Origin of the sequence: Campylobacter concisus (assembly GCF_902460625.1) — a bacterium.
Taxonomy (GTDB): domain Bacteria; phylum Campylobacterota; class Campylobacteria; order Campylobacterales; family Campylobacteraceae; genus Campylobacter_A; species Campylobacter_A concisus_AD.
On the sequence record NZ_CABPUT010000004.1, the window covers coordinates 96,975 to 123,504 of the forward strand.

General features: G+C 39.1%; 24 protein-coding genes and 1 pseudogene. 23 read left to right on the forward strand and 2 right to left on the reverse strand.

Annotated elements, in window-relative coordinates; genetic code table 11:
* The 22 genes and pseudogenes from F3G69_RS03570 to F3G69_RS03675 form a co-directional block, all read left to right on the forward strand.
* Positions 1 to 1,180 (forward strand): annotated as a pseudogene (locus tag F3G69_RS03570) (STT3 domain-containing protein); the annotation flags it as partial.
* Positions 1,180 to 2,697 (forward strand): MATE family efflux transporter, encoded by a 1,518-nt coding sequence (locus tag F3G69_RS03575; RefSeq protein ID WP_149714442.1) that lies wholly within the window; start codon positions 1,180 to 1,182, stop codon positions 2,695 to 2,697. The pseudogene F3G69_RS03570 and the gene F3G69_RS03575, both read left to right, overlap by 1 nt.
* Positions 2,698 to 3,459, forward strand: coding sequence for a glycosyltransferase family 25 protein (locus tag F3G69_RS03580; protein WP_149714443.1), 762 nt, complete (start codon positions 2,698 to 2,700; stop codon positions 3,457 to 3,459).
* Entirely contained in the window at positions 3,460 to 4,392 is a 933-nt protein-coding gene (locus F3G69_RS03585) for a glycosyltransferase family 2 protein (RefSeq protein WP_149714444.1), read from the forward strand.
* Positions 4,389 to 5,447 (forward strand): glycosyltransferase, encoded by a 1,059-nt coding sequence (locus F3G69_RS03590; RefSeq protein WP_149714445.1) that lies wholly within the window; start codon positions 4,389 to 4,391, stop codon positions 5,445 to 5,447. The genes F3G69_RS03585 and F3G69_RS03590 overlap by 4 nt, the downstream gene beginning before the upstream one ends.
* Positions 5,444 to 6,487 carry a glycosyltransferase gene (locus tag F3G69_RS03595; protein WP_103599838.1) on the forward strand — a complete coding sequence of 348 codons (1,044 nt, stop codon included), beginning with the start codon at positions 5,444 to 5,446 and terminating at the stop codon, positions 6,485 to 6,487. Before F3G69_RS03590 ends, F3G69_RS03595 begins: the two co-directional genes overlap by 4 nt.
* On the forward strand, positions 6,484 to 7,608 hold the full coding sequence (pglJ, locus tag F3G69_RS03600; RefSeq protein WP_149714446.1) for an N-acetylgalactosamine-N,N'-diacetylbacillosaminyl-diphospho-undecaprenol 4-alpha-N-acetylgalactosaminyltransferase: 1,125 nt from the start codon (positions 6,484 to 6,486) through the stop codon (positions 7,606 to 7,608). Before F3G69_RS03595 ends, pglJ begins: the two co-directional genes overlap by 4 nt.
* Entirely contained in the window at positions 7,601 to 9,700 is a 2,100-nt protein-coding gene (locus tag F3G69_RS03605) for an STT3 domain-containing protein (protein ID WP_149714447.1), read from the forward strand. The genes pglJ and F3G69_RS03605 overlap by 8 nt, the downstream gene beginning before the upstream one ends.
* Before the next feature lie 2 nt (positions 9,701 to 9,702).
* Positions 9,703 to 10,818: a N,N'-diacetylbacillosaminyl-diphospho-undecaprenol alpha-1,3-N-acetylgalactosaminyltransferase gene (pglA, locus tag F3G69_RS03610; protein ID WP_149714448.1), complete on the forward strand. Its 1,116-nt coding sequence runs from the start codon at positions 9,703 to 9,705 to the stop codon at positions 10,816 to 10,818.
* A complete protein-coding gene (gene pglC / locus F3G69_RS03615; protein WP_149714449.1) occupies positions 10,811 to 11,416 on the forward strand; it encodes an undecaprenyl phosphate N,N'-diacetylbacillosamine 1-phosphate transferase in 606 nt (201 codons plus the stop codon). The genes pglA and pglC overlap by 8 nt, the downstream gene beginning before the upstream one ends.
* The gene (pglD, locus tag F3G69_RS03620; RefSeq protein WP_103599833.1) at positions 11,403 to 11,993 is read left to right on the forward strand and encodes a UDP-N-acetylbacillosamine N-acetyltransferase; all 591 of its coding nucleotides are present in this window, start codon (positions 11,403 to 11,405) and stop codon (positions 11,991 to 11,993) included. The genes pglC and pglD overlap by 14 nt, the downstream gene beginning before the upstream one ends.
* A gap of 48 nt (positions 11,994 to 12,041) precedes the next feature.
* Positions 12,042 to 13,133, forward strand: coding sequence for a UDP-N-acetylbacillosamine transaminase (pglE, locus tag F3G69_RS03625; protein ID WP_103599832.1), 1,092 nt, complete (start codon positions 12,042 to 12,044; stop codon positions 13,131 to 13,133).
* Positions 13,134 to 14,915 carry a UDP-N-acetylglucosamine 4,6-dehydratase (configuration-retaining) gene (gene pglF, locus F3G69_RS03630; RefSeq protein ID WP_149714450.1) on the forward strand — a complete coding sequence of 594 codons (1,782 nt, stop codon included), beginning with the start codon at positions 13,134 to 13,136 and terminating at the stop codon, positions 14,913 to 14,915.
* Between the two features lie 2 nt (positions 14,916 to 14,917).
* Positions 14,918 to 15,814: a PDC sensor domain-containing protein gene (locus F3G69_RS03635; RefSeq protein WP_149714451.1), complete on the forward strand. Its 897-nt coding sequence runs from the start codon at positions 14,918 to 14,920 to the stop codon at positions 15,812 to 15,814.
* On the forward strand, positions 15,811 to 16,422 hold the full coding sequence (gene hisH, locus F3G69_RS03640) for an imidazole glycerol phosphate synthase subunit HisH (protein ID WP_149714452.1): 612 nt from the start codon (positions 15,811 to 15,813) through the stop codon (positions 16,420 to 16,422). The genes F3G69_RS03635 and hisH overlap by 4 nt, the downstream gene beginning before the upstream one ends.
* Entirely contained in the window at positions 16,422 to 17,132 is a 711-nt protein-coding gene (hisA, locus tag F3G69_RS03645; RefSeq protein WP_149714453.1) for a 1-(5-phosphoribosyl)-5-[(5-phosphoribosylamino)methylideneamino]imidazole-4-carboxamide isomerase, read from the forward strand. Before hisH ends, hisA begins: the two co-directional genes overlap by 1 nt.
* 63 nt (positions 17,133 to 17,195) lie before the next feature.
* The gene (locus F3G69_RS03650; RefSeq protein ID WP_002939933.1) at positions 17,196 to 17,561 is read left to right on the forward strand and encodes a chemotaxis response regulator CheY; all 366 of its coding nucleotides are present in this window, start codon (positions 17,196 to 17,198) and stop codon (positions 17,559 to 17,561) included.
* Positions 17,561 to 18,394 carry a 50S ribosomal protein L11 methyltransferase gene (locus tag F3G69_RS03655; RefSeq protein ID WP_149714454.1) on the forward strand — a complete coding sequence of 278 codons (834 nt, stop codon included), beginning with the start codon at positions 17,561 to 17,563 and terminating at the stop codon, positions 18,392 to 18,394. Before F3G69_RS03650 ends, F3G69_RS03655 begins: the two co-directional genes overlap by 1 nt.
* Positions 18,387 to 20,312 carry an ATP-dependent zinc metalloprotease FtsH gene (gene ftsH / locus F3G69_RS03660; RefSeq protein WP_149714455.1) on the forward strand — a complete coding sequence of 642 codons (1,926 nt, stop codon included), beginning with the start codon at positions 18,387 to 18,389 and terminating at the stop codon, positions 20,310 to 20,312. Before F3G69_RS03655 ends, ftsH begins: the two co-directional genes overlap by 8 nt.
* A gap of 2 nt (positions 20,313 to 20,314) precedes the next feature.
* Positions 20,315 to 20,941: a phosphatidylserine decarboxylase gene (locus F3G69_RS03665; RefSeq protein ID WP_103599825.1), complete on the forward strand. Its 627-nt coding sequence runs from the start codon at positions 20,315 to 20,317 to the stop codon at positions 20,939 to 20,941.
* On the forward strand, positions 20,934 to 21,665 hold the full coding sequence (pssA, locus tag F3G69_RS03670) for a CDP-diacylglycerol--serine O-phosphatidyltransferase (RefSeq protein WP_149714456.1): 732 nt from the start codon (positions 20,934 to 20,936) through the stop codon (positions 21,663 to 21,665). Before F3G69_RS03665 ends, pssA begins: the two co-directional genes overlap by 8 nt.
* Before the next feature lie 145 nt (positions 21,666 to 21,810).
* Positions 21,811 to 23,325 carry a 2-isopropylmalate synthase gene (locus F3G69_RS03675; protein WP_107824507.1) on the forward strand — a complete coding sequence of 505 codons (1,515 nt, stop codon included), beginning with the start codon at positions 21,811 to 21,813 and terminating at the stop codon, positions 23,323 to 23,325.
* A 649-nt stretch (positions 23,326 to 23,974) separates the two neighbouring features.
* Here the strand turns inward: F3G69_RS03675 and F3G69_RS03680 are convergent.
* Together F3G69_RS03680 and surE are read right to left on the reverse strand one after the other, a co-directional pair.
* Entirely contained in the window at positions 23,975 to 24,625 is a 651-nt protein-coding gene (locus F3G69_RS03680; RefSeq protein ID WP_149714457.1) for a tRNA threonylcarbamoyladenosine dehydratase, read from the reverse strand.
* Complete coding sequence (gene surE, locus F3G69_RS03685; protein WP_149714458.1) at positions 24,615 to 25,391, reverse strand: 5'/3'-nucleotidase SurE; 777 nt, start codon at positions 25,389 to 25,391, stop codon at positions 24,615 to 24,617. Before surE ends, F3G69_RS03680 begins: the two co-directional genes overlap by 11 nt.
* Before the next feature lie 102 nt (positions 25,392 to 25,493).
* Here surE and lpxB point away from each other — a divergent pair, with 102 nt between their 5' ends.
* On the forward strand, positions 25,494 to 26,528 hold the full coding sequence (gene lpxB, locus F3G69_RS03690) for a lipid-A-disaccharide synthase (RefSeq protein WP_149714459.1): 1,035 nt from the start codon (positions 25,494 to 25,496) through the stop codon (positions 26,526 to 26,528).
* The last annotated feature ends 2 nt before the right edge of the window (positions 26,529 to 26,530 follow it).

Sequence of the window (26,530 nt, forward strand, 5' to 3'; positions counted from 1 at the left end):
ATATAATTTCATCAGCGAAGTAAAAAGTGCCAGTCCTTTGTATTTTATATATTTCATGTCGGGAAATATTCTTATATTACTGGCAGCTATTATTGGATACTTGCTACTTTGCTTTAAATTTCGTCCATTCTTACTTACGTTGCCAATGCTTGGACTTGGACTCCTCTCTTTCTTTAGCGGAGTTAGATTTGTTATGTACGTAACACCACTTGTTGCGCTTGGTTTTGGTTATTTTTTGCATTTTTTTTTAAATTTATTTGATCTTAGAAATTTCATTAAAAATTTATCATTTTTAGTTTTTGCCGTAGCCGCTCTTGCTATAAATTTAGATTTTGCTTATTCATATAGGCCAAACACTGTGATTAACCGTGATGAGGCAATTGCGCTTGATGAACTTAAAAAGCTCACTAAGCGCGATGATTATGTATTTTCGTGGTGGGATTATGGATATGCTATAAAGTATTTTGCTGATGTCATGACTTTAAACGATCCTGGTAGACAAGGTGGCAAAAATAATTATTTTGTTAGCCTTGCTTTGAGAAAAGATGAGGCATTTTCGGCTAGACTTGCAAGAGTGGCAGTTACGTATAATGACACCTCGCTTGAGCAAAATATAAGGCCAATAGATAAAATTTTAAAAGACTACAACACAAGTGATATAAATACTTTTTTAAGTCAGCTTGAAAGCGAAAATTTCACTCTGCCAGCTGCAAAAAAAGATGTTTTTTACTATCTTGTGCCAAATATGATTGACATCGCACCAAATATCTTTAGATATAGCTATATCGACATTACAACTGGCAAAAGGCAAAAAGAGGATTTTTATCATGTTAGTGCATTAAATGGCGTTAGCGAAGCTGGTATTGACCTTGGAGACGGCTATACTTTGCCTACAAATGAGCAAAAATTTATCATACATAACGGCGAGAAAAAAGCTATAAAATCATTTTATAAGGTAAAAGGTGCTGGAAAAGATTTGCGAATAGATGAAAAAATCATAGATAAAAATGCCAAAATTTATGTGGTTTTTTTGGAAGATTATGCGCGGATATTGTTGCTTGATGAAAATGCTTTTAACTCATCTTTTGTGCAGCTTTTTATATTTGAAAAGGCCGATGAGAGATACTTTGAGCCATTTGTCATCTCAAGTGGCGTAAAAATTTATAGGTTAAAAATCTAATGCTAATCAATCTAATAAGCTCAATCGTCGTTTTTGTCGTATCAATGGGCATAAATTTCTTTCTTACGCCATTTATCTTAAAAAGCCTTGGCAATGAGGCGTTTGGCTTTGTGGGTCTTAGTAACGCCATCGTTAGCTACGCAGCGGTCGTGAGTGTAGCAATAAACTCTGTTAGTGGGCGCTTTGTCGCTCATGCTTGGCACAAAAAAGATCTAAACCTTGCAAACACCTACTACTCATCAGTGCTTGTCGTAAATATCTTCTTTTGCGCCGTTGTGGTGGTGCTTAGCTCTGTTTTCATACTAAATTTGCAAAGCTTTTTAAATGTCCCTGAAAAATTACTCTTTGACGTGAGAATGACCCTTGTTTTTTACTTTATAAATTTCTGTGTCGGCCTATTTAACGGCGTTTTAACGGTCTGTGCATTTGTGACAAACAAGCTCTATCTACTCTCCATCAGAAATGCCATCTCAAGTGCGATCCTAGCGATCCTCATCGTGGCGCTCTTTTTCTTTTTTAAGCCATTTATCTCATATATCGCTATTTCGGCGCTTGTGGCTAGCCTTTTTGTCTTTTTTAGCACCATTTTTATGTCAGCTCGCATCACGCCGGAGCTAAAATTTAGCCTTAGTAAATTTGACTTTTCTAAGATAAAAGAACTTTTAAACTCTGGCATTTGGAATAGCTTTAATGCGCTAAACCGCATACTTTTGACGGGCATGGACCTTTTTATCTGCAACATTTTTGTAAATGCAAACGCCACAGGACTTCTTTCAGTTGCCAAGGCCGCTCCTATCATACTTGAGAGCTTTGTAGCGCAGCTTAGCGGTATCTTTGCGCCAAAATTTGTCGAGCTTTACTCAAAAAATTTGATCACGGACCTCATAAAAGAGGCTAAATTTTCTATGAAGGTGATAGCCTTTGTGATGAGCGCTCCGGCTGCATTTTTCGTAGTTTTTGGACTTGATTTTTACACGCTTTGGCTATCTTTTAAAAGTGCAGATGAGGTCAAATTTATCTACAACGTCTCGATGATCACGCTTGTGCCCATTATATTTATAAGCTTTGTTTTTTCGCTTTTTAACCTTGATAGCGCGACAAACAAGCTTCGCCGACCAGCCGTTGCCAACACCATCCTTGGCTTTAACACGATCATAGCACAGATCGCCCTGCTTAAATTTAGTGACTGCGGCGTTTATGGCATCGTCATCGTCGCAGCCATTTTTTATAGCATAAGAATTCTTGGCTTTGATCTCATAAACGCTGCTTTAAATTTAGAGGTAAAGCTCACCACATTTTACGGGGTTTATTTTAAAAATTTAGCCGTTTTTGCGCTCTGCGTGCTTGCGATGTTTGCCTGCAAGGACTTTGTGAGCCTAGATAACTGGCTAAAATTTGCTATCTTTGCTGCGATATACGCCGGCGCAGCTTATGTTTTGGGATATTTTTTGTTTTTTAATGCTTTTGAGCGAGGCATAGTCTGGCGTAAAATTTTAAAAAAATTTAAAAGGTCTTAAATGGATGAAATTTACCTGATCTCTTTGGCAAAAGATACCAAAAGGCGCGAGCTTTTACAGCAGAAATTTAGCTCTTATGATAGCTTTAAGCTAATAGACGCAGTCGATGGCAGGGAGCTAAACGCGAGGGAGTATTATAAGATCATTTCGCCGTCATTTAAAGCTTATGGCAAGGTTTTAAGCCCAGCAGAGGTTGGCTGCTCGCTCTCGCATGTGAAAGCCTATGAGGCGTTTTTGGCAAGCGAGGCTAAATTTGCTCTCATCTTTGAAGATGATGTGATAGGAGATGATCAAGACATAAAAGAGGCCTTTTTGGCAGCTAGCAAGATGCCTGAAAACAGCGTGCTGATATGTGGCATGCAAGATGGGCTAGAGGGCAGGTTTAGCGCCTTTGGCAAAAAGGTGGATACTAGCCTAAGTAAGCCGCTTTGGCAGGTTTCTAAGCACTCATTTTCGAGCATTTATAGGGCAGGGGCTTATGTGCTAACTAAAAAAGGCGCTAAAAATTTGCTTGAAATTCATAAGCGCGCGCTTTGCACGACAGATGTTTGGGACTATTTGCTTGGTGTTAATGATATGCAGATGTATTTTTGCGATCTTTTTGCGCACCCAACCGATCTTAGTGGCTCAAACATCGAGGGCGAGCGCCTTGAGAGAGGATATAGCGCAAATTTAAAGGCCTACATAAAGACAATTAAATTTATACTTTTCTCACGACTTGAGAAGCTTCAAGGCTATGAGAGAATTTTTAAAAGGGGCTAAATGAGCGAGCCATTAGTTAGCATCGTAACCGCGACTTATAAGCGTCCAGAGCTTTTACAAAAGGCCATAAAAAGCGCTCTAGCTCAAAGCTATAAAAATTTAGAAATAGTTGTAACTGACGACGGCGATGATGAGAGCGCGAGAGAAATTTGCAAGAGTTTTAACGACGCAAGGATCAAATTTGTAAAAAATACCGCTCACAAAAAGAGTCCAAATGGCAACAAAAATAACGGCTTTGATAACGCAACAGGCGAGTTTGTCTGCTTACTTGACGATGACGATGAGCTAATGAGCGAGGCGATTGCTGAGTGCTATGAAATTTTAAAAGGTGGCGAGTATTCGTGCATTTTTGCAGACGCGATCTGTGAAAAAGATGGCGTGATGACTGAGGTGATGGCTGGCAGAAGCCCTTATAATAAGAGCGGAGTGATGAGCAAGGTTGATTATCACTGCGGGCGGATAAATGGCGAGTATTTTAAGCTTTTTTCACGTGAATTTATAGACGGCTTTAGGTTTGATGAGAGTAGTTTTGGCGGCGAAAATGAGCTTTATATCCGCTTTTTTGAAAAAAAAGTCTTCTACCTTAAAAAGCCACTTTACATCTACCGCATCGCAAGAAGCGACAGTGCTACGCTAAATGCCAGCAAGCACGCGTTAAGCGTGGCAAATGCTTACATCAAAACAGCAAATTTACACTACGACATCGCTATCAAAAATGAGCCAAAATTTCTAGCTATGCAGTATAAAAACGCCGCTTACTACGCCAAGATCGCTGGCGAATATGGCCTGATGCTAAGGTGTATCTTTAAAAGTCTTAGTATTAAATTTAGTAAAGAAGCGTTTATTTTTTTACTGCTTAGCCCGCTTCCAAGTGGCATTTTACCAGCACTTTCAAAGCTTAGAGTGAAGATAAAACAAAGGTTTGGCGTATGAGGATATTGTTTGTCACATCAACGCTTAGAAGTGGCGGTGCGGAGCGAGTTTGCGCGGTGATCGCATCAAGATTTAGCATGGATCACGAGGTAAGCCTTGTTAAATTTGACAAAGATGAGCCATTTTACGAGCTAGCAAGCGGTGTAAAGCTCATAAATTTGGGCGTTGGGGCTGATGAGCTTGGCTTGGTTGGAAATTTAAAAAAGAGAGTTTTAAAGGTGCTTGCCTTAAGAGCGCTCATACGAGAGGGCAAATTTGATGCTGTGATATCATTTTTAGACGCCGTAAATACCTTGGTGCTCTTTAGCTCGGCTGGGCTAAAAACGCCTATAGTTATAAGCGAGCACACAAACTATCTTGCGCCAAAAAGAGCTATTTTTAAGGTGCTAAGACGTATAAGCTATCCATTTGCAAACGCACTTAGCGTCCTAAGCGACGAGGATCTAGGCTACTACTCTAAATTTTGCAAAAATGTGATGAAAATTTACAACCCGCTCTTTGAAAAGGTGCGTAGTGAGGGCTTTGCTAAAGAAAATTTAGTCATCTTTGTTGGTAGGCTAAATAAGATAAAAAACTGCGAAATGTTTGTAAGAGTGGCTGCAAACTTAAAGCAAAGCGGCTATAAATTTGCTGTCGCTGGGGATGGCGGAGAGAGAGCAAATTTAGAAAATTTAGCTAAAAGCTTGGGTGCTGATGTAGAGTTTTTAGGCAATGTAAGCGACATCGCTTCGCTTTATAAAAGGGCAAAGGCACTACTCTCTTGCTCAAATTTCGAGGGTCTTGGAAACACCTTGATAGAGGCGATAAACTATGACTGCGTAAGGGTTGCGACAAAAACTAGCGGGGCAAAAGAGCTTATAAAAGATGGCTTTGATGGCTTGCTTTGCGAGATAAATGACGCTGATCAGATGAGCAAAAAGCTTGCAAATTTGATCCAAGATGAGGCAAAAATGGGCGAATTTGCCAAAAATGCAAGGACTAGACTTGATGAGTTTAGCGTGGAGCAAATTTATAAAAAATGGCTGGAGCTTTTAAGGCTTGGAGGTGTGAAGTGAAAATTCTTTTTGTCATCGCCGCACTTAGAAACGGCGGAGCTGAGCGAGTGCTAAATGTGCTTGCAAATGAGCTTTGTAAAGACAATGAGATCACTATCGCCCTGCTTGAAGAGGATCTTGGACTTTATAAATTTAGTGAAAAGATAAATATCATAAATCTTAACGTCACTGGTTCAGGTGTTGCTTTAAAATTTAAAAAAATTCTCGCTCTTAGAGCACTTTTTAAAGAGCAAAAAGCTGATCTGATAATTAGCTTTATCGACTGGACAAGCGTCGCTTGCGTGCTGGCAAATGCTGGGCTAAAGAGCAAACTAATAGCAACCGAGCATCACGAGCACAGCTACCTAAAAAGCAAAATCGCAAGCGCTATGCGTGATATTAGCTACCGCTTTGTAGATGGCTTAAGCGTGCTAAGTAAAAGCGACTACGACTACTATAAATTTGCCAAAAATCGCGAGGTCATCCACAACCCACTTTTTATCGGTGTGCCTGAAATTTGCGAGAAGCAAAACGTCATCTTAAGCGTGGCAAGACTGGAGGCGGTAAAGGGCTATGATATCTATTTTGAGGCGCTTAGCAAGGTGGATAAGAGCTTGCTTGATGGCTGGGAGATAAAGATCGCAGGCAGTGGCAGGCAAGAAGTGCAGCTAAAGCAAATGGCGTCAAATTTAGGGCTTAATGTCAAATTTTTAGGTCACACGAGTGATGTCATAAAACTTTATAGTGAGGCTAAAATTTTTGTTCTAAGCTCAAGAAGTGAGGGACTTTCAAACGTGCTAATCGAATCGGGCGCCTTTGGTTGCGCTAGGCTAGGTAGCGACACTGTGGGTGCAAGAGAGCTTATAAATGACGGCACGGACGGCCTTATCTTTAAAAATGGCGACGCAAATGATCTAAAAGATAAGCTTGAAATGCTTTTAAAAGATAAAAATTTAAGGCAAAAACTAGCAAAAAACGCTAGAGAAAGTGCAAATTTATTTAGCAAAGAAAATATCATCAAGCAGTGGCGAGAATTTATCAAAAAGGTTGTTAGCAAGTGAAAAAATTAGCCGTTTTTTTATACTCGATGGGACCTGGTGGGGCTGAGCGAAATGTGGCAAATTTACTGCCATTTTTGGTTAAAAGTTATGAAGTTCATCTTATATTAATGAGCAAGGTCATCGCTTACGAGATTCCAAGCGAGGTGCAGATCCACTTTATAGAAAACAGCGATCCTTACGAGAGCGGGCTAAAGAAGCTTGCAAGGCTCTTTTTGGCAATGCCAATACTTGCCTTTAAGTATAAAAAGCTTTGTCAAAATTTAAACATCGACATGCAGTTTGTGCTGATGAACCGCCCATGCTATATCGCTGCAATAGCTAGAATTTTGGGCTTTAAAAAGAGGCTAGTTATCAGTGAGCGAAGCTGTCCGTCTATCTTATATAAAAACGATCTAAGCGGACGAGTTAATAAATTCTTACTCACTCATCTTTATAAAAAAGCTGATCTCATCCTAGCAAATGCAGCTGGCAATAAAGAGGATCTGGTGAGAAATTTTGGTATGAGCGAGGACAAAACAAAGGTGCTTTATAACGCCCTTGATCTAAAAACTATAAATTTGCTAAAAGATGAGCCGATCGAGGGTAATTTTAGGCCATTTTTTATAAACATCGGCCGCCTTGATAGCGGTAAAAATCAAGCTATGCTAATAAAAATAATAGCTTTGATTAACGATCCTCGTGCTACGCTTGGCATCCTTGGTAAAGGTCCTTTAAAGGATGAGCTGCAAAATTTGATAGATAAATTTGGCGTGGGTGATCGAGTAAAGCTTCTTGGCACTGATAAAAATCCATTTAGGCATATAAAAAACGCCTCTTGTTTGCTTTGTGCTTCGCGTTTTGAGGGCTTTTCAAATGTCTTGCTTGAAGCACTAGCGTGCGAAAAAACTATCATCTCAACCGAGCATAAAAGTGGCGCAAGGGAGCTTTTGGGCGAGAGTGAGTTTGGCATTTTGGTACCAGTTGATGACGAAAATGCGATGAAAGAGGCGATGATAAAGGTGCTTAATGCGCCTGAAATAAGGCAAAATTTTGAAAAGGTTGCGTATAATCGGGCTAAATTTTTTGATAGTGAAAACATAGCGAGCGAGCTTATAAATTTTTTGGAAAATCCTAATGAATAGAAATTTATTTTTTAAAAATTACTCTTTATACTTGATGATATTTGTCGCAGTCCTTTTTAGCGTGGTTTGTAGGCTTTACTGGATCTTTTGGGCGAGTGAATATCCGGTATTTTTCTGGAACAACGAGCTGATGATTAGCACAAACGACGGCTACGCATTTGCCGAGGGTGCAAGGGACATGCTGGCTGGCTTTCACCAAGAAAACGACCTTAGCTACTATGGCTATCCGCTCTCGACGCTTACTTACTGGATCGTGAAATTTCTAGGTGTCAAGCTTGAGACGGCGATGATTTATATGAGCGTATTTTTCTCATCGCTTGTGGCTGTGCCAGTTATCCTGATCGCAAATGAATACAAACTAAAAATGGCTGGCTTTATCGCCGCACTTCTTGCAGTGGTCGCAAATAGCTACTACAACCGCACTATGGCAGCCTACTACGATACTGATATGCTCATCATCCCACTTAGCGTCTTTGTCGTTTGGGGGCTTGTTAGAGTGCTTGAGAAAAAGGACGCAAATAGCCTAATAATCGCACCCTTAAGCGTGCTTATTTATATGTGGTGGTATGCGAGCGCGTTTTCGCTTATTAGCATTTTAACTGGGCTATTTTTACTTTACACGCTCATTTTTGATAGGAAAAATTCTCTTTTTTATCTTGAAATTTCGCTGCTTCTGCTTTCCATTTCAAACCTTGATCTATCGCTTAAATTTGCCCTAGTATTTGCAGTTTATGCACTTTGCCTCTTTAAAAAAGAGGCGATAAATTTAAAATTTGCTCTTGCTGCTTTGGTTATTGTTTTTGTTGTTTTTGCCATTCGCGGCGGACTAAATCCGATCATCTTTCAGCTTAAATTCTACGTCTTTAGAGGCACGCCTGAAGTTGGAGGCATGAGTTTTCATTTTTTTAATGTTAATCAAACTATCCAAGAGTCAAGTATCGTTGATTTTACGCTATTTTGCGAGAGGATCAGCGCAAATGTCATAACATTTTTGATCTCGCTTGCAGGCGTTGCTCTTTTTTGCATTAAAAACCGCTCATTTGCCGTCTCACTTGGCATGCTAGCACTTGGCTTTTTAGCCTTTAAAAGTGGTCTTAGATTTACTATTTACGCTGTGCCTATCATGGCTCTTGGTTTTGGCTATTTAGTGGAGTTTGTACTTTCAAATTTAAAGCTAAAAGGCTTAGTTTTAGGCCTATCAAGAGCTGTCATAACCGTGCTTGCCCTCACTCCAGCACTTATTCATATCTATGGTTACAAGGCTGAACCAGTTTTTGTGCACAAAGAGGTTGAAATTTTAAATAAGTTAAAAAGTATCGCAGATCGCGAGGACTACGTGCTTGCGTGGTGGGACTATGGATATCCGATTAGATATTACAGTGATGTTAAGACACTCATTGATGGTGGAAAGCACCTTGGGCGTGAAAATTTTGCCGTGAGTTTTGCACTTGGAAGCGATGAGATGAGCTCAGCAAATATGGCAAGGCTTGATGTTGAGTATACGGAGCGAAATTTCAAGGAGAGATTTAACGGCAACTTGGCTCAAATTTTAAAAGAGAGAAACACAAGCATCGATCAGCTTTTTAGCGAGATAAAAGAGGCAAATTTTAGCCTGCCAGCAAAGACAAGGGAGATTTATTATTATCTTCCAGATAGGATGCTTAGTATTTTCCCGACCATTTTGCAGTTTAGCAAGATCGATCTAAAAAGCGGTAAAAATTTAAACAACGGACTTTTTATCGTCACAAGAGCGATCTCGCAAAATGAAAATGGCATTAGGTTAAGCGGTGGATTTACACTATCAAGTGATGTCACAAATTTAATCTATGATGGCAATATCTTGCCTCTTAAATCTTTCATAGAGACTGATTACAACGAGGCTGGCAAGCTAAATGTCAAAGAGTATAAAAATAACGAAAGTTCAAATATTTCTGTCATTTTTATGAGAGATTATGGTAGGTTTATCATCCTTGATGAAAGCATCTTAAATAGCGCATATATCCAGCTTTTTGTACTTGAAAGGTACGATCCAAAAATTTTTGAGCCAGTTATACTTGACGGGGCGGCAAAAATTTATAAACTAAAGAGGTAAAAATGGCAAGGATAGGGTTTTTAAGCCACGCTGATATGAGCATACACTTTTTTAGACGCCCTATTATGCAGACTTTAAAAGATATGGGGCATGAGGTTTTTGCTATCGCCCCAAAAGGCGACTTCACTGGCGAGCTTGCTAAAAGCTTTCACGCTGTTACATACGAGCTTGATAAGGCGAGCCTAAATCCGCTAACCGTGATAAATAACTCAAAAAAATTATCTCAAATTTTGGGCGAGCTAAATTTGGACCTGCTGCAAACTGGCGCTCATAAGTCAAATGTATTTGGCACATTTGCCGCTAAAAACGCTGGTATAAAGCATGTGATAAATTTAGTTGAAGGCCTTGGTAGCTTTTATATCGATGATGATATTAAGACAAAGGCTGTGCGTTTTGTCATGGAGAGTCTTTATAAATTTTCCTTTGCAAAGGCCGATGCTTGCGTGTTTGTAAACGACTCGGATGCTGATTATATGATTTCAAAAAAATTAATAGATAAAAGCAAGGCGTACCGCATAAAAAGTGTCGGCGTGGATACTGCTAAATTTGACCCAGCTATCACGCAGGCGGCTGATCTTAGCGATAAAAAGGTGATTTTGATGATCGCAAGAGCTATGTGGCACAAGGGCGTTCGCGAATTTTATGAGGCAGCAGAAATTTTAAATGGCTACAAAAACTGCGAATTTGTCTTTGTGGGCGAGGGCTTTGCTGGTAATAAATCAACCGCAGACGAGAGCTTTTTAAAAGGTGGCAAAGTGCGATATCTTGGTGCTAGAAACGACATACCACAGCTTTTAAAAGCTTCTTACTTACTTGCTTTGCCAAGCTATAAAGAGGGCTTTCCAAGAACGGTTTTAGAGGCGATGAGTATGGCTAAAGCAGTTGTTGCAAGTGACGTGACAGGCTGCAATGAAGCTGTAAGAGAGGGCTACAACGGGCTTTTATGCAAGGTAAAAGACGCAAGTGATCTTGCTGGAAAGATAAAAATTTTGCTTGATGACGAAGCACTTTGTGCTAGACTTGGGCAAAACGGCAGAAACTGGGCGGTTAGCGAGTTTGACGAGAAGCAAATCGCAAAAAGATATATAGAAATTTATAGGAAATTTATAGATGTATAGAAATTTTTTAAAGAGGGTGATTGATATTTTGGGGGCTTTGTTTTTGCTTATTTTAACATCGCCTATCATCATAGTAACGGCGATTTTTATCTATTTAAAGGTAAGTCGTGATGTCATTTTTACGCAGGCAAGACCAGGTCTTAATGAGAAAATTTTTAAAATTTATAAATTTAAGACGATGAGTGACGAGCGTGACGCAAATGGCGAGCTCTTGCCAGATGAGCAGCGTCTTGGTAAATTTGGCAAGCTGATCCGCTCACTTAGCCTCGATGAGCTGCCACAGCTCTTTAACGTGCTAAAAGGCGATATGAGTTTTATTGGACCAAGGCCGCTTTTAGTCGAGTATCTACCCATCTATAACGAAACGCAAAAGCACCGCCACGACGTGCGCCCTGGTATCACGGGTCTAGCGCAGGTAAATGGCAGAAACGCCATAAGCTGGGAGAAAAAATTTGAGTACGACGTCTATTACGCTAAAAATTTAAGCTTTATACTTGATGTAAAGATCGCTTTTCAAACCATCGAAAAGGTGCTAAAACGAAGTGGCGTCAGTAAAGAGGGGCAGGCGACGACGGAGAAATTTAATGGCAAAAACTAAGAAAATTTACATCTACGGAGCAAGCGGGCATGGCCTTGTAGTAGCTGACATCGCTAGAAATAATGGCTATGATGAGATAGCTTTTTTAGACGATGCTAGTGAGTTTAAATTTAGCCCAGAGCTTGAAAAGGCTGACATCATAATAGCTATTGGTGACAATAAAACTAGGCAAAAAATCAGCCAAAAAGTAGAGGCTGCTGGCTTTGATATAGTAAATTTGATCCATAAAAGTGCGGTTGTGAGCGAAAGTGCTGTGATAGAAAAAGGCGTAGTTGTCATGCCAAATGCCGTTATAAACGCAAAAGCTCGTATAAAAGAGGGTGCTATCATAAACTCTGGCGCGGTGATAGAGCATGAGTGCGTGATAGATAAATTTGCTCACATCAGCCCAAATGCAGCCCTTGCTGGAAATGTTAGCGTGGGCGAATTTACGCACATAGGTATCGGCTCAAGCATAATTCAAGGTATAAGTATTGGCAAAAACTGCATCATCGGCGCTGGAAGTGTGGTCGTTAGAGATATAAAAGATGGCACAAAGGCTTACGGTGTACCTGCAAGTGAGCGTGCTAAGATATAAATTTAAAAATAAGTGCTAAAATCGCCAAAAAATCACGAAAGGGATGAAATGGATAGGGTTTTTTTATCTCCACCAAATATGAGCGGAAAAGAGCAAGAATATATAAAAAAAGTTTTTGAAAGCAACTATATAGCGCCACTTGGCGAGTATGTTAATAAATTTGAAGAAAGTATAAAAAACTACACCGGAGCAAAAGATGCACTAGCGCTAAGTGCTGGAACGGCGGCGCTTCACCTAGCACTTCGCGCCCTTGGCGTAAAAGAGGGTGATTTTGTGCTGGCTTCTAGTTTTACTTTCATGGCTTCAGTCTCGCCTATACTTTATGAAAAAGCAACTCCAGTATTCATAGACTGCGATGAGAGCTGGAATTTAAGCCCTGAACTACTTAAAAAAGCGATCTCAAATTTACCTAAAAAGCCAAAGGTATTAGTCGTTACTCATCTTTACGGACAAGCTTCAAAGATGAAAGAAATTTGTGAAATTTGCCAAAATGAGGGCATCGCTTTGGTTGAAGATGCAGCTGAGGCACTAGGCGGATTTTACGGCGGTAAGGCGCTTGGCACATTTGGCGTGATGGGCGCATATAGCTTTAACGGCAACAAGATCATCACCACTTCAGGCGGCGGTATGCTAGTTGGTGATAAGGAATTTGTAGAAAAAGCTAGGTTTTACAGCACTCAAGCAAGAGAGCCTTTGCTTCACTACGAGCACAAAGACTATGGCTACAACTACCGCTTAAGTAACGTGCTAGGTGCTATTGGCGTGGCTCAGATGGAAGTTTTGGAAAAAAGAGTCGAGCAAAAGAGAAGAGTCTTTGAAATTTATGAAAAAGAGCTTGGCGACGTTTTAGAATTTATGCCAGAGCTGCCAAATTCTCGTGGTAACAGATGGCTCACAACTGGCGTTTTTGCTAAAAAAGATACACATTTAAAAGTGATCAAGGCGCTAGCTGATGCAAACATCGAGAGCCGCCCACTTTGGAAGCCTATGCACTTGCAGCCTGTCTTTAAAGGCGCGTTAAGTTTTATCGATGGATATAGCGAAGATCTATTTTCAAGAGGAATTTGCTTGCCAAGTGGTAGCGATATGAGCGAGGAGACGCAAGCAAGAGTGATCAAAATAGTTAAGGAAAATGCTTAAATGTTTCATGCAACGAAGTTAAAAAGGCTCGTATTTTTCCTTCTTGGCGATGTTTTTATATTTATCTTTTCGATATATGCGGCTTATCTTTTAAGATTTAACGCCGACATCCCAGATATCTATGTGCAAGGGCTTTTTGTAACGGCTGGATTTTTGATCGTATTTAAACTATTTTTTATGTGGATGTTTAAAATTTACAAGGTACCGTGGAGATTTTTTGGATTAAACGAAGCAAGAAAAATTTTCCTAGCTCACGTTTGCTCAGCGGTTTTATTTACGATCATATTTTTTATCATTCAAGATTTTTTAAATCCATACCCAAGAAGCGTCATTTTCATTGATCTTCTTATTTCATGCTTGCTTGTTGGGCTTTTAAGAATTTCAAAACGCATGGTGCTTGACTTTTCAAACAAACCTCACAAAGGAGAGCCATGCGTGGTAATCGGCGCTACCTCAAAGGCACTTCACGTTTTGCGTGGCTTAAAGCAGGGCTATCTTGACTACTACGCGGTTGGAGTGGTAGATGGCAGGAGTGATCTTGTTGGCACTTATTGTGATGGATTTTTAGTGCAAGATAAAAAAGAGATACCAAGCCTTATAAAAGATTATGACGCAAAGACCGCTATCATTGCGCTTGCGCTAGATCAAGACGAGCTTCAAGCTCTAGTTGATGAGCTAAGTGGATATGGTATAAGAGATATGAAGCTCTTTTCTCTTATCGAAAATGAGCCGATCAAGGATATCTCGATCGAAGATTTGCTCGCTAGAAAGCCAAAAGACCTTAATCCAGAGGCTATTTCAAATTTCTTAAAAGATAAAAGAGTGCTTGTCACTGGAGCTGGTGGCAGTATAGGAAGCGAAATTTGCAAGCAGTGTTTGAAATATGGCGTAAGTGAGCTTGTAATGGTTGAACACAGCGAGTTTAACCTTTATAAAATAGGCGAAGATACAAAAGATAAAAGAACTATTAGCAAGCTTGTAAATATCACAAATTTAAAGGATTTTGAAGAAGTTTTTGCTGACTTTAAACCTGAGATCGTCATCCATGCAGCAGCCTACAAGCATGTGCCACTTTGCGAGCTAAATCCTCGCTCGGCAGTTGAAAACAACATCCTTGGTACAAAAAATGCTGTCGATCTTTCAAAAAAATATGGCGTTAAGAAATTTGTCATGATCTCTTCAGACAAGGCAGTGCGCCCAACAAACATAATGGGTACAACCAAGCGTGTTTGCGAGCTTTACGCACTAAATTCAAACGAAGCAGGTGTATGCGAGATAGTTTGCGTTCGCTTTGGTAACGTCCTTGGCTCAAGCGGCTCTGTCATACCTAAATTTAAAGCGCAGATCGTTGCAAATAGGCCACTAAGCGTCACCCACCCAGAGATCACAAGATATTTTATGCTTACATCAGAAGCTTGTCAGCTAGTCCTTCAAGCAGCCTCTATTGCAAAAGGTGGAGAGCTTTTCGTACTTGATATGGGCGAGCCTGTTAAGATTGTTGATCTTGCTAAAAAGATGCTTCTACTTTCAAACAAAGAGCATCTGGGCATAGAATTTGTAGGTCTTAGACCAGGTGAGAAGCTTTATGAAGAGCTGCTTATCAACAAAGATGACGTTCAAACTAAGTATGAATCGATCTTTGTGACACATTCAGAGCCTTACGATTTGGCACTTTTAAACTCGCAGATAAATGAGCTTTTGCAGCTTGAGGATAACGAGATCGCACCTGCGCTTAAAAAGATCGTTCCTGAGTTCAATCACGCATTAAATTTAAAAGGCTAGTTTTGGTTATAAAAGATATTAAGAGATTTAGTGACACGAGGTACAAGGTAAGGGCGTATATCTGCTATTTATTTAGTAGAAATTTGCCAAATAGACTGCCCGGAGTTTGTTTAGAGAACATAAAAGCTGGCTTTGATAAGATCAGCCACGAGATAGAAAATTTTGACGCATTGTATATCTTAGACGAAAATGGCGTGCAGATCGAAGACTCTATCAGCCTAAATGAAAAGTATAAAATTCTAAAAGGCGAAAACCGCGCAAACAAGGCATACTATTACACTGCAGTGCGTGAGAAAAGGTGCGTTTTAAGCGATCCATATCCATCAAGTCTAAATGGAGGTTTATGCGTCACAGCAAGTGTGCCTATCTATAACGAAAAAAATGAGCTTAAATTTATCGCTTGCATCGACATAAGCCTAGAAAATATCCTAAATATGGTCGATAGCGGCTTTGTCGAGGAGTATTTTGGTAGATTTTTAAAGACAGTCTATGCGCTCTTTTGTGCATCACTTTTTATGATTTGTGCATTTTTATTTTGGCACGGGGTAAAGAGCTTTATCTCAAAAAGTATCGAGCATATAAATGTCGAAGAAATTTTTGAATCAACCATCATTTTAACGCTGGCCCTTGCCATTTTTGATCTTGTTAAGACGATATTTGAAGAAGAGGTTTTAGGTAAAAATCACGAAGCAAATAGCGTTATTTATAAGACGATGGTGAGATTTATCGGCTCAATTATCATCGCACTTGCGATCGAAGCTCTTATGCTAGTCTTTAAATTTGCTATTACTGCACCTGAAAATATCATAAACGCTATCTATCTAATAGGCGGCGTGGCGATGCTAATGGCGGCACTTAGCTTTTATCTTTTTAGCGTAAAAAGGCAAGAGAACAGATGATTGCTATTATTGATTATGGTGCGGGCAATATCAAAAGTGTGATAAATGCTTTTGATTTTCTTGACAAAAAATGTGCCTTAGTAAGTAAGCCTGAAAATTTAAAGGAGTATTCGCACATTGTTTTACCAGGCGTTGGAGCTTTTGGTGAAGCGATGACAAAGCTAAAAAATAACGGCATGGACGAAGCTGTAAGAGAAGCCGTAAAAAGCGGCAAAGCATTTATTGGTATTTGTCTTGGCATGCAGCTTTTATTTGAGCGAAGCTTCGAGTTTGGTGAGCATGAGGGACTCTCTCTTTTGCCCGGTGATGTCGTAAAATTTAATGAAGCTAATTTCGATAAACCATTAAAGATACCCCACATTGGTTGGAACGCTTTGGAATTTAAGCAAAATAGTCCATTAAATTTAGGACTAAAAAAGCTTGAGTATTTATATTTTGTACACAGCTATCATGTGGTTTGTGATGATAAATTTGCACTGGCAAAGACGACTTATGGATGTGAATTTACAAGTGCAGTTTGGCATGAAAATATCTTTGGCTTTCAGCCTCATCCAGAAAAAAGTCATGAAGCTGGACTTAAAATTTTAGAGAATTTTGCGAGGTTATGATGGAAATTTTTCCAGCTATTGATTTGAAAGAGGGACAAGCAGTTAGACTTAGCAAAGGTCTTATGCAAAGTGCAAAAATTTATAGCAACGAGCCAAGTGAACTTGCTAAAAAATTTGAAGATTATGGCGCAAAATGGCTTCATGTGGTTGATTTGGATGGTGCATTTGCTGGAGAGACGATAAATTTTAAAACAATTGAAAAGATTACAAAGGCTACAAATTTAAGCGTCCAAGTGGGTGGTGGTATAAGAGATGAAGAGCGAATAAAACGCTATTTAGACCTTGGAGTTAGCAGAGTGATCCTTGGCTCAGTTGCTCTTAGAGATCCAGAATTTACAGCAAAAATGGCTGAAATTTATAGAGTTGTAGTTGGCATTGACGCAAAAGATGGCTACGTGGCCGTACAAGGTTGGGGTGAGATTTCAAATATAAAAGCAGTCGATCTTGCAAGAAAATTTGCAGATGTTGGTGTGGAAGCTGTGATTTGTACCGATATTAACAAGGATGGAATGCTCGGCGGAGTAAATGTTGAGTTTAGCTTGCAAATAGCTAGAAATAGCAAGCTTGAGACGATAGCAAGTGGTGGCGTGAGTGATATAAATGATATTTTAATGCTAAAAGCCACAAATGAGATTGGTGGCGTAATAGTTGGAAAAGCCTACTATGAAGGGTTGCTTGACCTAAAAGAGGCCTTTAAACTACTTAGGTAGCGTTAAAGCTTTTATAAATTTAAATTAGCTAGAATAGGGCAATTTTTACTAAAAGGATATTATGTGAAGATTTTGGTTGTAGATGACAGTTCAACAATGAGAAGAATCATAAAAAATACTTTACAAAGGTTAGGACATCAAGAAATTCTTGAGGCTGAGCATGGTCTTGAGGCCTGGAATATCTTAACTCAAAACGAAGGTATCGAAGTTCTTATCACTGACTGGAATATGCCTGAGATGAATGGTCTTGAGCTTGTTAAAAAGGTAAGAGCAGAGCAGAAGTATGTTGATATGCCTATCATAATGGTAACAACAGAGGGCGGAAAAGCCGAAGTTATAACAGCTTTAAAAGCAGGTGTTAATAACTACATCGTTAAACCTTTTACGCCACAAGTTTTAAAAGAGAAGCTTGAAGACGTTCTTGGTTAATGAAAGATAAATTCTACGAATTAAGCATAAAAACATCAAATTTTTATGATGAAATTTTAGAGCTAGTTTTCTCTTTTGGAGTTACCTGTGTTGAAGAGCTAGATCACGAGATCATCATCAGGGAAGAGTATGATCTAAAAGATATAGCTTGGGGTATTGAAGAGTATGCAAAAGGGCTCTCTAGTGCTCGTAAAATTTCAAATGATTTAAAAATTTCTCTTAATTTAAAAGAAAATAAAGACTGGCTAGGTGAATATAAAAAGGCAGTTAAGCCCATTTTGGTTGATAAAATTTATGTTAGACCTAGCTGGGAAGAGCCACTTAATGGCGTAACAAATATCATAATCGACCCAGCTCTAGCCTTTGGCTCAGGGCACCATGAAAGCACAAATTCTTGCTTGCAGCTTTTACAAAAATATGCAAAAAGTGGCAATACTACTTTAGACGTGGGCTGTGGAAGTGGAATTTTAAGTATTGCCTTGGCAAAGCTTGGCTGCAAGATTGATGCTTGTGATACAGACGATCAAGCCACACAAAGCTCACTTAGCAACGCCGAGTTGAATGAGGTTAAATTTAATAAAATTTGGACAGGCTCTATAGCAAATTTAGAGCAAAAATATGACATTGTTGTAGCAAATATTATCGCTGATGTCATTTTTATGCTCTCAAATGACTTAAAAAAATCGCTTAAAAAAGGCGGCTACTTGGTATTGTCAGGAATTTTAAACAAATACGAAGATAGGATTAAAGATACATTTAAGGATTTGGAGCTAATTGAGATAAAACAAAGTAACGATTGGAGTAGCTTTGTTTATAAGGAAATAGATGAATAACCAAAATAATAACCAAAATAGTGGCAATAATAATGGTTTTTTTAATAAAAATCCTATTTTCATTTTTGCCATTTTTGCAATAGTTATAGTTTTAGCTTTTAGAAGCTTTAGTGGAGACGGACTAGGTGGCTCTTTTGGGCTAAATAGCAATGCTCAGAGTAAAATGGTAGCTTATTCTGAGTTTAAAGATATGTTAAAAAATAAGCAGCTAAATGAGGTTGCTATCTCAGAAACTACCATAAAAGGCATAGGTAGTGACAAAACTATCTATCTTGCAAAACGTATAAATGATCCAACGCTCATTGGTATACTTGAGCAAAATGGCATAACTTATAGCGTTTATAGCGAAAATAACTGGTTTGGAGATCTTATATTTTCATGGATAATCCCAGTATTTATATTTTTTGCCATTTGGATGTTTATTGCTAGTCGTATGCAAAAGAACATTGGCGGTGGCATACTTGGTATAGGAAGTGCAAAAAAGCTTATAAATTCTGAAAAGCCAAAAGTAAAATTTGATGATGTTGCAGGTGTCGAAGAGGCAAAAGAAGAGGTTCAAGAGATAGTTGATTATCTAAAAAGTCCTGATAAATATCTAAGACTTGGGGCAAAAATTCCAAAAGGAATTTTACTAGTTGGCCCTCCGGGCACAGGCAAAACGCTTCTTGCAAGAGCAGTTGCAGGCGAGGCTAGTGTGCCATTTTTCTCTATGTCAGCATCAAGCTTTATTGAGATGTTTGTCGGCGTTGGTGCAAGTAGAGTTAGAGATCTTTTTGAGAATGCTAAAAAAGAGGCTCCTGCGATCGTTTTTATAGATGAGATCGATGCGATCGGTAAAAGTAGAAATTCTGGTCCGATGGGTGGCAACGACGAGAGAGAGCAGACGCTAAATCAGCTTCTTTCTGAGATGGATGGTTTTGATGCGGATAAGTCGCCAGTCATCGTTATAGCAGCTACGAATAGACCTGAAGTTTTGGACGCTGCGCTTTTAAGGCCAGGTAGATTTGATAGGCAAGTGCTTGTTGATAAGCCTGATTTTAAGGGACGCTGCGACATTTTAAAAGTTCACATGAAAGATGTAAAGATCGGTAAGGATGTAAATATCGAAGATATTGCAAGGCTTACAACTGGTTTAGCTGGTGCTGATCTTGAAAATATCATAAATGAGGCAGCACTTCTTGCAGGACGTAAGTCAAAGACTTTTGTCGAGCAGGCCGATCTTGTGGAGGCCGTTGAGAGATCGATTGCTGGTCTTGAGAAAAAGTCTCGCCGCGTAAATCCAAAAGAAAAAAGGATCGTCACTTATCATGAGTGTGGTCATGCCTTGATAGCTGAGCTAACAAAAGGTGCAAAAAGGGTAACAAAAGTCTCAGTCGTACCACGTGGTCTTGCGGCACTTGGCTATACTCTAAACACACCTGAAGAGAATAAATTTATGATGCAAAAGCATGAACTGATGGCAGAAGTAGATGTGCTTTTGGCTGGTAGAGCTGCTGAAGAGGTATTTATTAAAGAAATTTCAACTGGAGCTAGCAACGACCTAGAGCGCGCGACCGATATCATAAAAGCTATGGTTAGTATGTATGGTATGAGCGATGTTGCTGGTCTTATGGTGCTTGAAAAGCAACGTGCTACGTTTTTAAATGGCGGTCAAAGCATCAAAGATTACAGTGATAAGATGGCTGAAAAGGTTGATGAGTTTGTAAAAACACTTCTTCATGAAAGATACACGGCTGTGCTTGGTTTGCTTGAAATTTATAAAGGCGCTATTGAAAATATGGTATCAGCACTTTATGAAGAAGAAACAATCGAAGGAAAAAGAGTTAGAGAGATCATTAAAAACTATGAGATCGAAAATGATCTAGAGAGTAGGCTTGTAGAGACCGAAGAAGACGAAAAGAGTAAAAAAGAGGAATAAAAATGAGTGGCTATATCGCGAAAGCAGGATATAAATTTATATTATTTTTTCTAATTTTATTTGTTTTATCTTTGCTATTTGGGATCTTGCCACTACTTTTTGCTATTTTACTTTTTTTGGGACTTTATTTTTTTAGAGATCCTGAGAGAGAGCCATTTTCTGATGATAAATTGGCTTTACTATCACCAATTGATGGCAAGATAAAAGAGATTAGTGCTTCAAATTTTGATAATAATGAAGTAGCTAAGATCGTCATAGAAAAATCTTTTTTTGATGTTGGTACATTAAGGGCTGTAAGTGATGTAAAAGTAGCTGAAATACGAAAAAGACATGGCTTATTCTTATGCCAGGCTATGAAAATTTCAGAATTTTTAAATGAAAGAGCTATTATTCGCTTTGAAAAAGAAAATATAAAATTTGTTATGAAAATTATAGCTGGAGCCTTCAGTAGAAGCTTAGAAATTTCAAATGTTACTAGCCTAAAAGCATCTAGGAAATTTGGCTTTTTAGGAAGTGGTGAGGTGATTTTATACCTACCAAGAGATACTAAGATATGTGTAAGTGTCGGAGAAAGCGTAAAGGCTGCTTCACTTTTGGGATATTTTGAAGAGGGAAAAAGAGATGAATAACATACAAAAGATGCAACTAATGTATATCTTGCCAAATTTATTTACAGCAGCTAGTGCTTTTTTGGGTGTTATTAGCATTATTTCATCTATTCAAGGTAACTATTTTAAAGCCATTATTTATATAATCTTATCGCTTATTTTAGATGGACTTGATGGACGTGTGGCTAGACTTACAAAGACAACTAGTAAATTTGGGGTAGAGTTTGATAGTCTTGCAGATCTTGTTGCTTTTGGTGTAGCGCCAGCGGTTTTATTTTATTTGACTATTGGTAAAAATTTTGGCAGATTTGGAGCACTTATAGCTGCTATGTTTGTGGTTTTTGGAGCTATCAGGCTTGCTCGTTTTAATGTCACTACTGGTACATATGAGCCAAATGTTTTTATCGGACTTCCTATACCATCAGCAGCTATTGTGAGCGTACTTTGGGTTGGAATTTATATCGACTATACTTTTTTGGAAGGATTTGAGTGGTGCTTGATGCTACTTGAAGCTACTTTGGCAGCTTTAATGGTTAGCAACATCCGCTATCCAAGTTTTAAAAAAATAAATTTAAAACAAACCCATGTGATAAGAATTTTAGTAGCTCTTGTAGTTGCATTTTCAATGCTTTATCTATATCCATTTGAAAGTGCGACTTTGGTTATGAGCGTCTATATGCTTTATGGTATAGTAAGAGCCACTATAATGTTTAGTAAAAATTCCAAAAAAAAGGAGAGCGAATGAGCGAAAATGGCGTCATAAAATCACGTAAATTTTTACCAAAAATCGAAATCAAAAACTCTCTACTGCTGCTACTTAGGTAGCAAATTTCTCTTTACTTAACTCATCAAATTTAAAATTTAAATATAAAAAACAAAAAAGGACAAAAATGGATAAGAATAAAATTATAATCTTTGATACGACTTTAAGAGATGGTGAGCAAAGCCCTGGTGCATCAATGAATACAGCCGAAAAACTACAGATTGCACTTCAGCTTGAAAGGCTTGGCGTGGATGTTATGGAGGCTGGATTTGCAGCGGCAAGCCCAGGGGATTTTGATGCGGTAAATCAAATAGCAAAGCAAGCCTCAAATATCACGGTTTGCTCTCTTGCACGCGCAGTTGAGCGTGATATTAAGGCAGCTGGCGAGGCATTAGCTCCAGCTAAAAATAAGAGAATTCATACATTTATAGCGACAAGCCCAATTCATATGGAGTACAAGCTAAAAATGAGCCCAGATGAAGTAATAAAACGTGCAATCGAGTCTATAAAATACGCAAAAACCTTTTGCGATGATGTGGAGTTTAGCTGCGAGGACGCTTGTAGAAGTGAAATGAGCTTTTTAAAAGAAATTTGTGATGCTGCCATAAATGCGGGTGCAAAAACTTTAAATATCCCTGATACAGTTGGTTATTTATATCCTGAAGAGATAACTGCTCGCATTAGTGAAATAGTAAAATTTGTAGGCGATAGAGCGATAATATCTGTGCATAATCACAATGACTTAGGTATGGCTACAGCAAACTCGTTAGCGGCTATAAAAGCTGGTGCAAGGCAGGTTGAAGGTACGATAAATGGTATAGGTGAGCGTGCTGGAAATGCTGCGCTTGAAGAGATAGTGATGGCTATCAAAACCCGCCAAGACGTCTTTGCTCCATTTTATACAGACATTATTTCAAAAGAAATTTATCCAACTTCAAGACTGATTGCTAGTATTATAGGCATTGAGCCTCAACCAAACAAAGCTATCGTTGGTAAAAACGCATTTGCTCATGAGAGTGGCATACATCAAGACGGCGTGCTAAAACATAAAGAGACCTATGAGATAATTAGCGCTGAGAGTATAGGCCTTGAGAAAAATTCTCTTGTTTTAGGTAAGCATAGTGGTCGCCACGCGTTTAAAGATAAGCTTGCTAGCCTTGGATTTGACCTTGATAGCGATGCTCTTAATAAGGCATTTGAAAAATTTAAAGAGCTAGCTGATAAGAAAAAAGAGATATTTGATGACGATATCAGAGCTCTTGTGGCTGAAGAGATTACAAAAATTCCACAAGCTTATGAGATCACGGCTCTTCTTCAAAGTAGCGGTGGAAGCCTTGCAAGCGCTTCAATTAGCATAAAACACAATGATGAGATCATCAGTGACTCAGCTCTAGGAAATGGTACTGCTGATGCGATATTTAAGGTGGTTGATCGCATTAGCGGCATTAGTGGCACGCTAAAAGACTATAAAGTAGCATCCGTTTCTCAAGGTAAAGACGCACTTGCAAAGGTTGATGTAAAAGTTGAGTTTGAGGGTAAAACGGCTGTAATAGGCCATGGACTTGACATAGATACTATGATGGCAAGTGCAAAAGCCTATGTTGGAGCACTAAATAGCTACCTTCGCATACATAAAAACTAAAATTTTAGCCAGCTGCTAAATTTGCAGCTGGCTATTTTAAATTTAATCCAAAAAACTATATAAATTTTTAAAATTTAAAGTCCTTATTTAAAAAATAGAATTTTACTATCTTTGCAAATTTTAAAATCTTACTCACTCGCCTTAGCAACTTACTAATTTTAGGGCTCATAAATATTCGCCACTAAATTTAGAAGCGTGATATGCCCGCTCGTAAATTTTTAAAATTTGATAAGGTTTAGACCGCATGCAGTGTAAAGCACTAGTGTATGCCTCTTGAATGTGCGAAGGGTTTGGGATTAAAAGGGCGATAAGGGGATGTGGACTTAGTGTATGCCACGCAGTTGCTAGCCTGAGAAGTAAAAATTAAGTCCACTTGCCTCCCTTTTGAATAAAAAATTTACAAATTTAATCAAGCCATTTTGTAAATTTTAAACTTTCATTCACTCGTAAGAATTGATTACTAAAATTTGGCTTCGCTTACCGCTTATCTCAAATTTTAGAGCCGAAATTATTCGCTCATAAATTTTAAAATTTACTAGATTCTCATCTTGAATTGTTAAATTCGTGTTTTGTAGAGCTGGCTACTAAATTTATAGCCACAAAATGCCAGTTCTAATTTGAAATTTTACTTGGAGAGTAAATTTTTGACTTACTGCCCAACTATCTTTTTAACAGCTAGTGAAGCTAAATTTAGTCCAAAGCAAGCAGTAACACCCATGAAGCTTCCAAGTGGCTTGCAAAGTGGCTCTTCTGTTGAAAAGACCACGTCAAATTTGCCGCTAAAACCTGATTTTTTGAGCTCATATCTATATTTTCTAGCTAGTGGGTCGACCGAAGTTTTCCAAACGCAGGCCACCTTTATCTTGGTTGGATCAACTCTTTTTGCCCCACCCATCGAGGCTATAAATTTGCTAGGATCTACCGCATTTGCAAGGGCGATCTTGGCGGTGATATCATCGATCGCATCGATCACCACGTCAAATTTACTAAAGTCAAATCCAGCGACAAACTCAGGCGTGATCAACGTCTGCATAGGCGTGATGCAAGGATAAATTTTGGCAAACTCCTCCACCTTTACGCCGCCTACATTTTCGCTGTAAATTTGGCGATTTTGATTTGTCACGTCAAAGATGTCTTTATCGATAAGCGTGATGCTTCCGACCCCGCTTCTAGCAAGCGCATCCACGCACATCCCACCAACACCTCCGGCTCCGCAAACTAGCACTTTTGCGCTTTGAAGCTTGCTAAAACCATCCTCGCCAAAGAGCCATCTTATCCTTGTAAATCTATCATTTTGCATCAAATTTCCCTTTTAAGCCCTCCAAGCTCTCGTATGAAGTCATGTTTAGTTTTATGGGCGTTATCGTGGCAAAGCCCTCATTTACCTTGCTGATGTCGCTTGGCTCGCCTTTTTCGTATTCAAGTGCGGCGTTTCCAAGCCAGTAGTACTCGATGCCTCTTGGGTTGCGATTAAGCGTGGCATGCGTGGCGTAGGTACGTCTGCCAGCTGGCACGACGGCATAACCTTTGAAATTTTTGCTAGTTGTGGCTGGGATATTTATATTTAGAAATTCTCTTGGATTTAGCGAAATTTCATCATTTAGCACCTTCGGTACGATAAATTTAACGATCTCTTTTGCTAGTTCAAAGCCAAGTTCGTTTAGTGAGTTGTTTTCATAAAACTGCGAAAAAGCAATGCTTCTAATGCCCTGTAAAACGCCCTCCATCGCCGCTCCACACGTGCCAGAGTAGGTGATGTCCTCGCCTAAATTTGCCCCGTGATTTATGCCGCTTATCACTAGATCTGGCTTTTTATTATAAAGTGCGTGAAGTGCGAGATAGACGCAGTCGCTGGGCGTTGCGTCGTCAAGTTTAAAAAAGCCATCATCAAGTTTTATAAACCTAAGAGGCCTTGTGAGCGTCAAAGAGTGAGCGCAGGCTGATTTTTCAGAGCTTGGAGCTACGATCGTGACATTTACGCCATCTAGCTCGCTTAAAGCTTCTTTTAAGGCAAGCAGGCCAGTTGCTTCAAATCCATCGTCATTTGTTATCAAAATTTCTTTCAAATTTTATCCTTTAAAGGGTTGGATTTTATCACAGCTTTCTTAAAATTTTAAAGAATTTTTGCGTATAATGCCCCCAAAAAAAGACCTGATGAAAGTGTGTAAATGAAAATTTTAGTCTCCGCTCTTGAGCCATCGGCAAATTTGCATTTAAAAGAAATTTTGAAAAATTTCGAGGGCGAATTTGAGCTAATGGGAATTTTTAGCGAAGAGCTTGGTGCGCCATATATGAAAAGCAGCGAATTTTCAGCGATGGGCTTTGTCGAGGTTTTGCCGCTCATCTTTAAAGCAAAAAAGGCGATGAAAGTGATGAGCCAGATGGCAAAAGAGGCTGATGCAGTGCTGCTAATAGATAGTCCAGCCTTTAATCTGCCGCTTGCAAAGGCGATAAAAGAGGCCGGCGCAAAAGCAGCCGTGACATACTACATCTTGCCTCAAGTTTGGGCGTGGAAGCCAAAAAGAGTGAGTGCGGTGGAGAGGTATTGTGACAACCTTGCTTCGATCTTGCCATTTGATGCGAAATTTTATAGCCGTTCGACCTACGTGGGACATCCTTTGATGGATGAGATAAAGCTTAAAAAAACTAGTCTAAGTAGCAGCGGCAAAGTGGCGTTTTTGCCAGGCTCAAGAAGGTCAGAGATTTCAAGGCTGATGCCAGTTTATAGAGAGCTTGCTAAAAAAATAGATGCCAAGAGGTTGCTTGTCGTGCCGCCATTTTTGCTTGATAAAGTGGGTGAAATTTATGGCGATGTGAGCGATTTTGATATCGTCTCAAACACGCCTGAAGCGTTGTATGAGAGCGACTTTGCCTTTGTATGCTCTGGTACTGCTACGCTTGAAGCAGCGCTCATTGGCACACCATTTGTGCTAGCCTATAAAGCAAAAGCGATAGACATTTTCATCGCTAGAAAATTTGTAAAGATCAAGCACGCTGGACTTGCAAATATAATGTTTGATTTCATGGGCAAAGAGTCGCTTCATGAGGAGTTTATCCAAGAATTTGCAACGGCTGAAAATTTATTTAGAGCTTATGAGGATTGCGACAGGCAGAAATTCTTAAAAGGCTGTGATGAACTAAGGGCTTATTTAGGGCATGGCAGTAGTAAAAATGTAGTAAAAATTTTAAAGAATATGGAGTAAAA